Source organism: Candidatus Nanosynbacter sp. TM7-087, from assembly GCF_022828365.1.
Classification (GTDB): Bacteria; Patescibacteriota; Saccharimonadia; order Saccharimonadales; family Saccharimonadaceae; genus Nanosynbacter.
Genome location: NZ_JAJQJU010000003.1, coordinates 46,808 through 61,261 on the forward strand (window position 1 = coordinate 46,808; position 14,454 = coordinate 61,261).

General features: G+C 39.4%; 15 protein-coding genes. 6 read left to right on the forward strand and 9 right to left on the reverse strand.

All coding sequences use genetic code 11. From position 1 onward, the window contains the following. The first annotated feature begins 45 nt into the window (after window positions 1-45). Genes LRM41_RS03730 through LRM41_RS03745 form a run of 4 tightly spaced genes read left to right on the forward strand, consistent with a single transcriptional unit; the run spans window position 46 to window position 3,687 of the window. On the forward strand, window positions 46-1,194 hold the full coding sequence (locus LRM41_RS03730; RefSeq protein ID WP_243819520.1) for a glycosyltransferase family 4 protein: 1,149 nt from the start codon (window positions 46-48) through the stop codon (window positions 1,192-1,194). 3 nt (window positions 1,195-1,197) lie between these two features. Then, entirely contained in the window at window positions 1,198-2,331 is a 1,134-nt protein-coding gene (locus tag LRM41_RS03735) for a glycosyltransferase family 4 protein (protein WP_243819521.1), read from the forward strand. Between the two features lie 2 nt (window positions 2,332-2,333). Further along, entirely contained in the window at window positions 2,334-3,284 is a 951-nt protein-coding gene (locus LRM41_RS03740; protein WP_243819522.1) for a glycosyltransferase family 2 protein, read from the forward strand. Beyond that, window positions 3,253-3,687, forward strand: coding sequence for a GtrA family protein (locus LRM41_RS03745; protein WP_243819523.1), 435 nt, complete (start codon window positions 3,253-3,255; stop codon window positions 3,685-3,687). The genes LRM41_RS03740 and LRM41_RS03745 overlap by 32 nt, the downstream gene beginning before the upstream one ends. On the opposite strand, the gene LRM41_RS03750 is transcribed toward LRM41_RS03745, so the two are convergent. From LRM41_RS03750 to rpmH, 4 genes are read right to left on the reverse strand one after another with little or no spacing between them, the layout of a single operon-like run. Then, the gene (locus tag LRM41_RS03750; protein ID WP_129636891.1) at window positions 3,668-4,129 is read right to left on the reverse strand and encodes a Jag family protein; all 462 of its coding nucleotides are present in this window, start codon (window positions 4,127-4,129) and stop codon (window positions 3,668-3,670) included. The two genes, LRM41_RS03745 and LRM41_RS03750, sit on opposite strands and share 20 nt — an antisense overlap. 9 nt (window positions 4,130-4,138) lie before the next feature. Further along, window positions 4,139-5,059 carry a YidC/Oxa1 family membrane protein insertase gene (locus tag LRM41_RS03755; RefSeq protein ID WP_243819524.1) on the reverse strand — a complete coding sequence of 307 codons (921 nt, stop codon included), beginning with the start codon at window positions 5,057-5,059 and terminating at the stop codon, window positions 4,139-4,141. A 24-nt stretch (window positions 5,060-5,083) separates the two neighbouring features. Continuing rightward, the gene (gene rnpA, locus LRM41_RS03760; RefSeq protein WP_129631947.1) at window positions 5,084-5,431 is read right to left on the reverse strand and encodes a ribonuclease P protein component; all 348 of its coding nucleotides are present in this window, start codon (window positions 5,429-5,431) and stop codon (window positions 5,084-5,086) included. A 59-nt stretch (window positions 5,432-5,490) separates the two neighbouring features. Beyond that, the gene (gene rpmH, locus LRM41_RS03765) at window positions 5,491-5,628 is read right to left on the reverse strand and encodes a 50S ribosomal protein L34 (RefSeq protein ID WP_129635430.1); all 138 of its coding nucleotides are present in this window, start codon (window positions 5,626-5,628) and stop codon (window positions 5,491-5,493) included. Window positions 5,629-5,851: 223 nt separating this feature from the next. Between rpmH and dnaA the strand changes: the two genes are divergently transcribed. Further along, window positions 5,852-7,207 (forward strand): chromosomal replication initiator protein DnaA, encoded by a 1,356-nt coding sequence (dnaA, locus tag LRM41_RS03770; protein ID WP_243819525.1) that lies wholly within the window; start codon window positions 5,852-5,854, stop codon window positions 7,205-7,207. Between the two features lie 245 nt (window positions 7,208-7,452). Further along, entirely contained in the window at window positions 7,453-8,550 is a 1,098-nt protein-coding gene (dnaN, locus tag LRM41_RS03775) for a DNA polymerase III subunit beta (RefSeq protein WP_178143072.1), read from the forward strand. On the opposite strand, the gene LRM41_RS03780 is transcribed toward dnaN, so the two are convergent. From LRM41_RS03780 to LRM41_RS03800, 5 genes are read right to left on the reverse strand one after another with little or no spacing between them, the layout of a single operon-like run. Then, a complete protein-coding gene (locus LRM41_RS03780; protein WP_243819526.1) occupies window positions 8,540-9,190 on the reverse strand; it encodes a hypothetical protein in 651 nt (216 codons plus the stop codon). The two genes, dnaN and LRM41_RS03780, sit on opposite strands and share 11 nt — an antisense overlap. 2 nt (window positions 9,191-9,192) lie before the next feature. After that, a complete protein-coding gene (locus tag LRM41_RS03785; protein WP_243819527.1) occupies window positions 9,193-9,804 on the reverse strand; it encodes a hypothetical protein in 612 nt (203 codons plus the stop codon). Beyond that, on the reverse strand, window positions 9,801-11,021 hold the full coding sequence (locus LRM41_RS03790) for a phage tail tip lysozyme (RefSeq protein ID WP_243819528.1): 1,221 nt from the start codon (window positions 11,019-11,021) through the stop codon (window positions 9,801-9,803). The genes LRM41_RS03785 and LRM41_RS03790 overlap by 4 nt, the downstream gene beginning before the upstream one ends. Next, window positions 11,014-11,472, reverse strand: coding sequence for a hypothetical protein (locus LRM41_RS03795; protein ID WP_243819529.1), 459 nt, complete (start codon window positions 11,470-11,472; stop codon window positions 11,014-11,016). The genes LRM41_RS03790 and LRM41_RS03795 overlap by 8 nt, the downstream gene beginning before the upstream one ends. After that, window positions 11,472-14,447 (reverse strand): M15 family metallopeptidase, encoded by a 2,976-nt coding sequence (locus LRM41_RS03800; protein WP_243819530.1) that lies wholly within the window; start codon window positions 14,445-14,447, stop codon window positions 11,472-11,474. The genes LRM41_RS03795 and LRM41_RS03800 overlap by 1 nt, the downstream gene beginning before the upstream one ends. Window positions 14,448-14,454 lie beyond the last annotated feature (7 nt).

Below are 14,454 nucleotides of genomic sequence, written 5' to 3' on the forward strand. Positions count from 1 at the left end.
TTACGATTATATCAAATTGCATAAAAAAGATATATACTCTATAGTATGAGTGCTTTACGAATCGTCTTAGTACGCAACGCCGCATCTTATGATTTCGGCGGGGGTGAGCGTTTTCCTATTTTCCTAGCAAAAGAACTACAAAAATTAGGACATTTTCCAATAATTTTAAGTCACCATAAAAAGTTGCGTGATTACGCTGAGCGCGAAAACATCCCACATTATCGATCTTGGTGGTGGTCTAAGCAAAATTGGAGCGGAAAAAATGCCCTGCTCGTGCCGTTTTATATATTGTGGCAATTATTGCTGACTATATATTACGCCATTCAGTTTAGTAGATTTAAAGCAGACGTTGTACACTTGCAAAGTAAAGATGATTTCATAGCTGGATCTATTGCCGGAAAACTTGTTGGTGCTAAAGTGATTTGGACCGACCATGCCGATCTCAAACATGTCTGGAAAAATCTCTACGTAAAATATAAGAATCCAACAGGCAAGTTGGTCGCATGGTCAGCTCGCTTTGCCGACGCTATAACCGCAGTCAGTAAAAGTGAGCAAACTCTTATTTCCAATAATCTACCCGCAAACTCGCCAATTCGCAATAAAATAATCGTTATTTACAATGGAGTTGAAGATCAAAAGCAAAAATACGAATCGCCTAAGAATACGACATTCACTTTCTGCATATCCGGTCGCCTTGTCATAGACAAAGGTATTGGAGAAGCGATTACTGCTTTTAAAGAATTTAACGCTACGTATAAAAATTCACAATTAGTACTTATTGGTGACGGCCCTGATCGATTACAGTTTGAGCAACAAGCCAAAGGGCTACCTGTTACTTTTTATGGATATAAGACAAATCCCCTACCTTATGTCGCATCCGCTGATATATATCTACACCCAACATATCATGAGGGATTTAGCGTTTCCTTAATCGAAGCTAGCATGTTAGGACTGCCTATCATAGCAACCAATGTTGGTGGCAACCCAGAAATTATTCACAATAATAAAACGGGGCTTCTCATTCCTTCTAAAAACGCATCAGCATTACGGGATTCTATGAAAAAATTATACGAGAACGACAAGCTCAGAACCAGCCTATCTATGACAGCTCGACAGCAATATTTAGACCTATTCGTATTTCACAACATAGTAAAGACGCAATTTATTCCTATATACGAAAATGGTATACTTTAATATATGAAGATTCGTATTGAAACTGCTGCATTAACTGCCCCAAATATATCTGGAGTAGGTCATTACACACGAATGCTCACTAATAGCCTGGCTACCTATTCTCCATCAAATACGGAAATATCCGCATTTTACTTTAATTTTCTTAGCAAACATAAAGACCCCGAATTAAATAAAGCCGTCAAGCATGAAAAGCATATTTTTATGCCGCAGCGCTTGTTCACAAAACTTCAAAGTTACAATATTCCGCTGCCGTATGATCTATTTTCCCCTCGCGTAGACGTATCAATATTCCCAAATTTTGACCTATGGACAACAGTAAAATCCTCCATCTCCGCCGTAGTTATTCACGACCTTGGATATTTATATTTTCCTGAAACCATCGAGCAACGAAACTTGGCGCATCTTAGGAGATGCGTTCCTCGCTCTGCCAAAAAAGCCGATATCATCATTACAGTTTCAGAGTCAATCAAATCAGAGATTATCGCCGAGTACAAAGTCCCCGCATCAAAAATTGTTGTAACACCTATACCAGCAGACCCAATCTATCGCCAACCTAGCACAATAGACGTTGCAACCAAATATAACTTACCAACCAAACGATATATTTTTTCAATCGGCAATTTAGAGCCGCGCAAAGACTTACCGACAATGATATCCGCTTTTCGATCACTACCGAAGGAAATTCGCGAAAAATATTCCCTAGTCCTAGCAGGCGGAAAAGGATGGAAAACGGAATCCACTGAACGCGCCATAAAGGAAGCTCAAGCTGCGGGAGAAAATGTTATACGTCCAGGATATATACCTCAAGAAGACGTTCCTGCATTCTATCAACAAGCCGACCTTTTCTGTATGAGTTCTATCTATGAAGGATTTGGAATGCCTATCGTCGAAGCCTTAACGAGCGGAACTCCTGTTGTCGCTTCAGATATCCCAGTATTGCGTGAAGCTGGAGGTGATGCTATTTTGTACGCTCAACCCAAAAATCCCGAAGACTTTGCTGAAAAGATTTTATCTATATTATCCAATCCGAACAGCCGTAAAGAAATGAGTGAGCGTATGCAAGCACAGGTGCAAAGAATTTCATGGAAAAAGAATGTAGACACCTTAATGAAATCATTTGAAGAAGCTTTGAAATAGTTATGAAAACCATCACTCTTCTCATTCCTGTCTACAACGAAGAATCCGTTTTGCCGCAATTATTTAAGCGCTTGGACGAATTTACAAAAAACACACCCAATTATCAATTCGAATTTCTCTTCATAAACGACGGTAGCACCGATAAATCTTTTTCAATCATAGCCGAGCAATCGAAAAAAGATTCTCGTATCAGCTATATAAATCTATCGCGAAACTTCGGTAAGGAAATTGCCATGATAGCTGGAATTGACCACGTAAAAAGTGACGCTCTGGTGATTATCGATGCAGATTTACAAGACCCGCCAGAGATCATCCAGGAAATGATTTCGTATTGGGAAAATGGTTACGATGACGTCTATGCTCGCCGCAACAATCGACAAGGCGAAACCTGGCTGAAGAAAAAAACCAGCCAATGGTATTACAGAATATTACAAAAATCTACCAACATCCCCATTCAGGTCGACACTGGAGATTTTCGCTTACTGGATCACCGATGCATTGAGGCTTTGCAAAAATTCCGCGAATCTCAACGTAACACAAAAGCAATTTTTAGCTGGATTGGATATAAGAAAAAAGAGATATTCTATGATCGCGATCCCAGATTAGCTGGTCAAACCAAGTGGAATTACCGAAAACTACTCAACTTGGCAATTGACGGAATTACCAGTTTTACTACCACACCGCTACGAATGGCAACTATTTTTGGATTTATCATTTCGTTTATTGCTTTCATTTGGATTATATATCTTTTAGTTCGCCCTTTGTTCGGAGTTTCTACTGGTACTGGATATTCTTCACTAATGGCAGTTATCTTATTCCTCGGAGGAGTTCAGCTACTATCCCTGGGTATAATTGGCGAATACGTAGGACGGATATTTATTGAGACGAAAAACAGACCATTATATTTAATAGAGGAGTATCATGCAGGAAATATTAAAAAAACATGCCGATAAATTCAGATTTCTTATCGTTGGCAGTACTAATACAGTGCTAGATTTTGGCATACTTTTTAGCCTAACAATCTTTTTAAATATACCAAAAGAGTTTGCTAATTTCATATCAACATTCGTTGCCTTTTTGTTCTCGTTTTTTGCAAACAAAAAATACACTTTCAAGTCAACATCTCAAAACTTGAAAAAACAATTTCTTTTATTCGCCGCAGTTACACTATTTGGTTTATGGGTAATTCAGACAATTATTATCGCTATTATTACACCGATATTTATAAACTTCGGATTAAATAAATCACTTGCCCTATTGATTAGCAAGCTAGCCGCCACAGTGGTCAGCCTCGTTTGGAATTATGTTCTATATTCCAGAATAGTCTTTAAGGATACTAAGAACTCTTCTGACTAATAATCAGACGTCGTTCGCGACCTTCACCTTCAGAATGCGTATCAATATCGCTATATTCACCAGCCAAGTGATGCACTGTCCAGCGATCAGCAGCATTCAAATCCACCACCTTTGATTCGCCAGTTCGACGGACTTCTTCAATCCAGCCGCGCGCCTTTTCGGCAATTTTTTCAGCGTGCTGCTTTTTATAGTCCGCAATGTCCAAATTAACTCGAACAGTTGAAGCTTCTTTATGATGAAGAGCTGTCGACAAAAGGTTCTGAATACTACGCAATGTTTCCGCATTTCTACCGATTAAAATACTGCTTCGTTCGCTATGTGGAATTGAAGCTACAACAATTCCATCTTCGATTTTTACCGAAACTTCCAGATTCAAGTCAAAGAACGTTAGTAAATCCTCTAAATATTTTTTTACAAATTCAACCGTTTCAATTTGGTCCATAAATCCTCCTTAATCCTTAGCCTTGATCCGAGTTACCCTGGCCTCTGTAGCCTTTTTAACACGTTTGTCGATTTTTGTCGATGCTTTAGATTTTTGGGATGATTTTTTATCTGCAATTTCTTGCATTTCTTTAGAGTCTTGCTTGAAGATGATATAGTTCTGGAGATATCCCACGGCGCTAGCTGTCGTCAAATAAAGCGCCAAAGCTGCCGGCAAATACACAATCACGAAGAACATCATTACTGGCATAAATTTCATCATTTTTCGCGTCATAATAGCATTTACTTCCGCCTGATCTGCCTCTTTTCCATCGCCAGCCTCAGCTAAAATGTCACGCAACTTACGATTGCTGTCAGATTGGGGTGACAATTGTTTTGAAGTTAAATATTGCAAATATGCCGCAACTGCCGCCAAAATAACCAAGCCAACAACAATTCCATTCTTTGATATCGCGTGTTGCGTCAAATCTATAATTCCCAGGAAATTCTGATTAAATTGATCCGGATTATTCACTAAATTATTAGCAACCGGCAGATTTTTCATAAAATCATAAACATATTTTCCTAAGTCGGCGCGGCTAGAAACGAAAATCTGCACCACTCGATACATCGCAATCAAAATTGGTAACTGAATAATCATAACGCCGATTGAGCCAAAGGCACTGACGTTGTGTTTTTTATAAAGCTCCACCATCGCTAAGTTACGCATTTGTGGATTTTTTGCGTACTGTTTTTTGATTTTCACTAGCTCTGGCTGCATTTTACGCATTGCCTTTGCTTGATGAAGCTGCTTCTTAATTAGCGGCCAAAGTAAAAGTCTTACAATAATCGTAAAGATAATGACACTAACACCAAAATCTGGGATTAGACTATAAATAGCCATTAGCAAATTTAAAATCGGTCGAACAATAAACTCATCAAAAAAACTCATGTCTTAATTATAGCAAAAAAGCGCCTATTTATACAGTTGAGCTTGAGAGAAAAGATTCTTTATTGTCTGTTTTAGATCTTTATGTGGCATCGATAAAACTTCCGCCGAAAATATAATAACAGCCACATCTTGGTCATTTTTCATATTAGGCAGCTCCAGGCGAATAATTTCATAAACACGTCGACGTATACGATTCCGCCGCACCGCTGATTTTAGAACTTTTTTACTAACAACAACCGCAAATCTGCTGTGATTTCGATACGGATTTTTTACGTATTTTATTGTAGCTATAGACGAACGAACCGCTTGTCCATTTTTATAGACAAACTTAAGACTGCCATGACCATGAAACCGATTACATTGTTGTAACATATTTTACAATTATATCAAAAAATCCCGCCTTCATCGACGGGATAATTTTTAGCTATCAATTAAATAGCAATTTTAGCGCGGCCCTTTAGGCGGCGGCGCTTCAAAACCATCCTACCAGCCTTGGTAGAAACTCGTGCCCTAAAACCGTGCGTCTTTGCGCGGTGTCGGGTGTGTGGTTGAAATGTTCGCTTTGGCATATCAATGAATAGTATATATTCTTTCAGTACTTTTTGCAAGTCGACAATAACTTTTCCACTATCGACGTATATTTTTCCACAGTTTTAACAGATGAAAATTTTAGTTGTGGAAAACTCTACCCCTGTTTTGAATAGTAACCTTTCTACTCCGTTTATACTTGTGGAAAACTCCCCTTATTTGCTATAGTAAAGACAGTTAACAGAATTTGAGGGAGTAATTTTCGTGGATAGTCATGCGGTTTGGCAGGGTGTTTTAGGTGAGATTGAAGTAACTGTATCGTCTTCGTCGTTTACTGCGTGGTTTAAAAATACCAAATTGGAAATAATCTCCGAAAAAGAAGTTCTTATAATTGCGCCGAATATTTTTGCTAGAACTCAACTTGAAAAGCGATTTCACCCGCAAATATTAGAGGCCTTGGCTCACAACGGCATCAATGCTCCGTCTATTTCTTATAACGTCGAATCTAGCAATAAAAAACCGCGCGTTAATCGTGAAGTTGATAAAAGTGGACAACAAGAAACAGCGAAGCCGCTGATTTTACCATCGAGGAAATCTCATTCAAGTAATCTTAACCCCAGGTATACGTTTGACAACTTCATCGTTGGCTCAAGTAACGATTTGGCCTATGCTGCCTGCCAAGCGGTCGCCGCACATCCAGGAGAAAAATATAATCCGCTCTATCTTTACGGCGGCTCTGGACTTGGTAAAACTCACTTAATGCAAGCTGTTGGTAACGAGATAGTTAAAAAACAATCTTCGGCGCGCGTGCTTTACATTACTACAGAAACGTTTGTTAATGAGTTTCTAGATTCTATTCGATTCAAGAAAAAAGGTTTTTCTGATAAATATCGCAATGTCGATGTATTGATTGTCGATGATATGCAATTTATCGCTGGGAAAGAAAAAACTCAGGACGAATTTTTCCATACATTTAACGATCTTCATCAAAACAACAAGCAAATCATTATTAGCTCAGATAAACCGCCAAAAAGTATTCCTACTCTAACCGATCGTTTGCGTAGTCGATTTGAATGGGGTATGGCGATTGATATTCAGATGCCTGATTATGAAACTCGTTGTGCCATAGTCAAAGCAAAAGCTGAACTCAGCAACACTGAACTAGATTCCGATGTCGTAGAGTATCTGGCGACCAACTTTAAGACGAACATTCGCGAACTGGAAGGCGCTTTGAATCGACTGCTTGCTTATGCGGAAATGCAGAATTTTACGCCTGATTTGGCGGCGGCTGAAGGAATTTTGGGAGATATTAAACGCAATAGACCGCAACATATAACCGCCAAACAAATAATTGATAAGACGGCGCGCTATTATAATATTGATGTAAAAGATATGTGCTCATCCAGGCGAGATAAATTTATCGCCATGCCAAGGCAAATTGCGATGTTCCTTCTGCGTAGTGAGCTGAAAATGAGTTTTCCGAAAATTGCCCAAGAGCTTGGACGAAAAGACCACACAACCGCTATGCATTCAATTGAAAAAATCACCAAAGAAAGCCTTACAAATGTCAGTATTCGCGAGCAAATTAACGACATTAAGGATAAATTATATGTTCATTAATTGTGGAAAAGCTGTGCAGATGTTGTGTTTTTGCGGCGACTTACCAACACACAGATCTGTGGAAAGAAAACGACAAGTCAGCAGACAGTGGAATAATACACAAATATCCACTATAAAGTCCACAAGTAGCACACAGAGTTTTCCACCTATTTTATCGCCACTTTACCCCTGTTTGAACACATTTTTTACCCAGTTTCCACAGCACCTATTACTATTAAGACTAATTAAAAATTAAGGAAAGTATAATGAAAGTATCAGTCACCCAAGAAAAACTCGCAAAAGCACTTAATCTAATCAAAGATATCGCATCAAGTCGTAATGAACTGCCGATATTGAATAATATTTTACTTCGCACTGATGGAGGAAGATTATTGATTGCTGGAACGAATTTGGAAATTGCTTCCACTCAATACATTGGCGCGAAAATTGAGGATCATGGATCCATTACAATTCCTGCCCGATTGGTGTCAGAATTCATTACAAACTTGCCAAGCGGTCCGGTGGAACTTGAAACTAAAAACGAACATTTGCATATAACTTCGGGCAAGTTTTCATCTGTTATCAATGGCGTGGTAGCTGATGAATATCCTGAGCTGCCTACAATTGACGAAAAGACCGCTATGCAATATGAAATTGATGTTGAGGATTTAAAGAAAGCCATAGTCCAAACGAAGTTGGCTGTTAGCTCTGACGTTACGCGAGCAGTGCTTACAGGAGTTTATTGGCATAATTATGAAGGATCGCTATATCTGGCTGCTACTGATGGCTACAGGCTGGCAGAAAAGCGTCTGATAAAGTCGGATAATGAAGTTTCAGCGATCATTCCTGCCTCTACATTGGCGGAAGTCAGTAAAAGTGTCGGCGATGAGAAGAAAATTACGGTTCTCTTTGACGATTCTCAAGTTTGTTTTAAGACGGGAGATATGGAAATTGTTAGCCGATTGATTGACGGGAAATTCCCTGATTATCGCCAATTGATTCCAGCGACTGCCGAAACTGAGATTGTCATTAAGAAGTCTGATTTTAGTCGAGTTACGAAAATTGCGGCGTTATTCGCGCGTGAATCTGGTGGTGGAATTACAATTACCGCATCAGAGGAAAATTCCCTGCTTTCTATTCATTCGATTGCGTCTGAACTTGGCGAGAACACCTCAGAGGCAACAGCTAAGATATCCGCAGACGGTCAAGTAACGCTTAATTCACGCTACCTAACGGAAGTTTTGAATATTATTGACGCGGATGAAATTGTATTCTCGTTTAATGGTAAATTGTCGCCGTGTGTAATTCGTGAGCAAGTAAAAAATCCTGATTATACGCACATTATTATGCCGCTTAAGAGTTAGCAGAAAACGGAGATAATCTGGAGGCTGTTTCTGACAAAATATCTTCTGGTATATCTTTGGTGTTGTATATAGTATTGATTATTTGTGGCTTAGTTTTAATCACCCATTTGTTATTTTCTTTCTTCAGAATAACAGTGTAGATATCGCCGGAATTTCTATCTATGACACCTCTCTGATAACTGGCCGCATACCAGTCCGCGTTATTTCCTAGGATAATTTCTTTCTGGAGGATGAAAGATGATTTTAACTCTGGATATTTGGCAAATAATACCTCTGAAATATCACTTCTATATTCATTTATTTTACTAGACATAAATTTTTGGCTATATTCAGTTTTTACAGATATATTTTCATCCGATCCTTTTACGGTAAATTCCGTGGAATTCTCATTGATAGAACCAGATTTAGATGACGTCTTTATTATGTATTTGCCGTCTGATAACTGTATCTTAGAATTACCGTTTATCGACGTAATTTCGGAAGTGCTTTTGCCTGTGTTGCGATATATTTTCGCTGATAGGTTTTCCTTGTCGAAAGTTATAGATATAGTGTGTGTTGGCTGGATGAACATAATCGCTAGCAATATTAACGTTAATATTACCAATGTAATGCTGCCGATGATGATATTCCTTCGATTCATAATTACTCCGTAAATGTATTAGCGTAGTTTCTAAATGTGATATTTAGTTTTGACGGGTCAAATCCCTGCTCTTTAATCTTATTGAGAGCAGCATTTCTATATCCTTCTACAGTATCGATTTCTACGATAACTCCATTCTTACGGTTAGGGTCTGCCTTATATCCAATTGAATAAATTAAGTTTTTTATTGGCAATTTTTTAATTATAGGATTGGCGTCTTCTAACTTTTTTTGTTCATTAGCAAGTCTGTCTGTTGTAGCTCTGTCTATTTCTGACGTTTTAGAGGAAGACTGTAATTCTTTAATAGCCTCCTCTGTCGTGGGTGTGAGTGCAAAAATTATCCTTAACGGATTACCCTTCTTCACTTCAACATTAATATTCTCATCTTTAAAGCCACTTCTTGATGCTTTAAAATTGTATGTTCCTGGTTTTAAATATACGACTTGCGAGCCGATAAATTTTTGATTGCCAGTAGTAATTTCAGCTTTATCGGGCGAGGTCAGTAGATAAACTGGAGTGGTGTCATGCCTATTTACGTAGGTTATGGTGCCATATACTAATGTACTGACTGATAATAATATTAATATACTGCTAATTATTTTTTTATTCATCATTTCTTCCTAAACCAAGTTACGCTTGATGATGTTAAGCTCTCGCCGCCTGCTTTTGGGGCGTATTCGCACAATGAGGCGGACGCTATATTTGAGTCAAATCCGTCTATATTGCCAACAAAAACAAATGTATGTCCTGGACTATGGGCGACATCACCAGGTTTAAGGTCTGCTACGTTGATTGAGCTACCGTTGCCAAGAGTTTGCCAGTTGGCTTCCGCCCACGCTCTCTGCACGCCAGTCGGCCCAGCTTTACCGCCCTCACCTCCGTAGTTGTAATTTTTATCAAACCCACTGTCGTTCAAAATCGTTGTTACAAACGCGCCACAATCAACACCGCCGCCAAAACACGTACCGCCAGTAAATCTGTTCTCTCTTTTCGCTTTTTCTATAGCTTCTGCATATTCAGGTTTTTTATCTGTACGAACCCTTTTTTCTGGCCAGGCATAACGTTTGACATAGTCGATAAAGTCGCCGTCACCACTTGATGAAGAACATCCTCCTCCACTTCCGCCTGTACCATTAAATCTTTCATAGATTTTTTGTGCGGCGGCACCGCGTATATTTTTAACTTCATCTTTTGTCATGGCTGATTTTTCAAAATCGTCATGCCAAAAAACAGTGGCATCATCAACTGTCTTCAGGGTTTTTAATAATTCCCATGAATTTGAAGCGGTACCAAATCCACGAGCAGTAACGGGTCTTTCTGTCCCCTCTTGCACTAAATACTCTAATTCAAAGATCAATAGCTTGTCGTTGTCTTCTACTGGAATAGAATCGACCATACCCTTGTCGTTAGGTGCGCCACCATACTCTTGGCTGTAATATTTTTTTAACTCAGACGGTATTTTATTAGCTATCTGCGTTCGCCTTCCGAACGTCCACTGGGCAAGTCCCCAGCCACCAGACCCCCATCCTTGACCTACTTCGTGTCTGGTAGGACTAAATCCTGACTCTGCCTGAATATTAGCCATCACACCAGCTGTTTGTTCGGCGCTTAATCCTGCGTTGCGTAGATATCCCCAAATCTTTTCTTGGTTATCAGATCCTGATACTCCATTAGAAGATGATCCGGAACAAGTTGTTGAATCATTTTCTTTATACCAAAGAATATCGTTTGTTACATATGAATCGGGATATCCTGCCGCCAAAGATACTGGCTGCATAGTAATAGCAAAAGATATAGCAAAGCAAAGAGCGATAGACAACTTTTTATACATCAGATCGATTCCTCTTATATTCGTTTATAATATCTGCAGGAACACCAATATTTTTTAAGGCGTCTGGGGATTTTCTATCATTAACGCCTGTTATGACTGAATTATTTCTTAGGACTGCATACGTGTTGTAGGTAGATTTGAATTTCTCGCTATAAATTTCTAGTGTAACCAACTTAAATTCGCCCTGCTCTTTTACTATTGAATACTTTTTTAATTCACGGTTGCCGTAGGTACTGGAGGTAGAATTTAGTAATTCGGTAATAACTTTCTTCTCTGATGGTTGCTCGTGAGTATTATTTTGATTACTTTGATTCTCGTTAGCGTTTTGGGATGATGACAGAATAGTTGTGTATTGATTGCCGTCAGGGTTTTTAATAATAAGGAAAGTTGCCGTAATACTTATTAAAAATAATACGGATGATATTAGTATGACTTTATTTTCTTTATTCATTAGACCTTCCTTGCATACTCCCAATGCCATTGTTCGGGGTTACTCCCACCCGGCTCAGCCCAAGCGGGATGTGCATAACCGTATTTGTGGGCGTTAGCCTTTAGCCAATTATATGTAGAAGACCCAAACGCGCCAACTTCAATATCTGCAGCAAGCCCCCAGCCGTGGTTTGATACGCACGGAGGAGCTGGAGCTGCTCTTGATCCTAGCTCTTTACTATATCTAATTTGTGTTGCACAATCTCGATACGCTTCATTAATTGTTAAGTCTGACCCGTTAGCGGCTTTATACGCTTTATTCATTTCTTCCATGGCCGCTGCAGCTTTCTTATTCATTTTATTGCCTGACGAGAAAGATAGAGTTTGCAATTCTGAATCTGGGATTTCTCCGTTACTATGATTACCCCACCCTGATTGAGCCTCTTCTAATTCTGGTTCACCAACTGCCTCGCCATTGTCTGGAGCTTTAGCTGTGGTTGAAGGGGCGTCTTCTTCGTCATCTTCGCCATTGATTGATTGGGCAATTTGGAAATCAATTAGCAATACTGACATTGCGGAAAGCTTTCTATCGTCGTATTGCTTAGCGGAGTTTTCAGCTCCGAAAGATTGGTCAGTAATATCTTTGCCTTCACTATCTTTATATGTTGGTGCGGTAGATGATGTTGTCTGTGTTGAATCTGATGGCGCTGTACACCCGCCATTACTAAACCAATAGCTTCCGGTGCTAGCATCTCCACAGTCTTCTATAAAGTCATGAAGAGGAGTGCCTTCAACTATGTATCCATTATTCATGAGATCGGATATATCTGCGCCATCTGGAATGTCCATATCTTTCTGTATCCATCCTTCATTTTCGGCAATTTGAATAGCCTCCTCTACTGACATGTTTGCCTGGCTGTTGGTTATGCCAGTACACGGTAATCCTGCCATATTCACAGCTGGATCTTCCGATGATCCGCTGCCCATAGAAAAGTCTTTTGCATATCCGCAATATTTATCAGAATACATACCACTTGCTGCTTTTGCAGTGGATGAATAAGACAATGCCATAGAAGGTAGCCTGAGAATATTAGATAGCATTGCTACTGGAGTTTTACTATAAGTTCCATTAGCTATCATCATATTGCCCATATTATGGAATATACTACCTAAGAATGTATATCTACTGGACGTATCAAATGGACTTAATGAGGCGATATCCATTTCTTTTTGGAATTCTTCGTTCGCTATTTGGATTCCGTTGAATTCTGCTAATTGGCTCATTTTAAGCCCCGGTAACATCTGCCCCATAGATCCGCTTGCAAAGAATGCTGCCGCTCCAACGCCGAGTGCATCACCCAGGTCTTTATACTGGGCATTGTTTGGAACAAGAAGGCTTTTTGCTAATTCTGTGAGGATATTTTTTACCTGCTCGCCAACTGCATATTCGAGTACTTTTTTAGTCACTTCAGATAGCGCTGCCTTACCTACCCAACTAATTATCGCACTTATACCGCCAGTAGAGGCTGAGACTGCTGCCTCTACTGCCATAGAGGCATACATGGCTACTGGACTTAATATATAATCGCATACACCTTCAGTGGCTTCTTTAGCTTCATTAAAGCCTTGTACTATAGGATTCGTAGCTACTGAATATCCAGGAATGTAGTTTTTTGCAATTCCAGGCTTGTCGTTATTTACGCCCATTGCTGCTAGTAAATACGGAGAATCTAATGCCGATCCTTCAGCGTTATCGGACCCTTTCATTTTTCCTCTTTCGGTTAGCATAGTGCCGATGGTTTCCATCGTTTCTTGAGAGAATCCACCGCCACTAGAGTCGAGTCCAGAAGCCTTAGCTTGCGATCCAGGTGATAGGATAACATCCATAACTAGACCTAATAGTGGAGCTAACTGGATTGCTGCTACACCTGCCGCAATAAGATTTGGGATTTTTACTGTAACACAAGCCCCTGCGCTAATAGTATAAGCCAGGCCGCCTTTTTTTAATTTATTCCCTAATTTATCAACGCCTTCTCCAATATTTCTAAGAGCGTGTCCTTCTTCGAACTTTGGAAGTTTTTCTTTAAATTTCTCTCTTTTTTCTTTTATACCAAGTTTTTTATCGATTTTTGACATCACATTATTTCTTTTAAGGTTGAATTTATCGTAAAGCTTACTTATATGTTTCCCTGTCCAAGCGCGGAAACGCATTTTAAATAAGCCAGTTCTGCCATAGACTTTACTGGCAATTTTACGATTCTCTTTCTTTAGCAATTCGTCTTTTAATTTCGACGACTCAATAGGTTTCCCATCGTTTAATCCTTCTACCTTCCAGTGAGTTGGATTTTTTTCTGGGTAACCAGTTTTCTTCAGCTTCATTTCATTGCCATCAGCATCAACTGGAATAATTCCCGATTTCTTGAATTTCGTTAGTGCTTTATAGGACAACTTTCCTGTTCTACATCGTATCTTCTTACTGCTATTAGCACAGATTCCTGAACTATCTTTAGAATCCAAGAATCCGTTCATAACCTGTTTGCTTCTGGATATTTTAGCGGGTGTGGCGGAGTCGTTTTTCCAGGTGAAATTCTCCATAATATTTTGTAACATTGTCGCTGGACTAAGAAATATTCCCATAATTCCACCACCCAGTCCCAATATTCCAGCAATAGCTGCAATTGGTCCGCGTTTTTTTAGTAAAGACTTAAATGTTACTGGACTTTTCTTTTTTCCCGCAGACGGCTGATAAAAACCGTTGCCTGGAACAGAAGACTCTTGGTTATTAACAGCAGCGCTGGCGGAATCGTTTTGATTAGGATTCAAATCCGAATCTTTATTATCAAACTGAGATTCAAGGTCATTTATGGCATCTTTTTCGCGATCACTTAACTCTGACCCGCTGTCATAACCAGCCGAGATTTGATCAAACTTAGCCTGCTCAGCAGGATTTAATCTGCTGTCAGTTTCGGAATCCGTTGTATAATCAACTCGTGCCATATTTTCT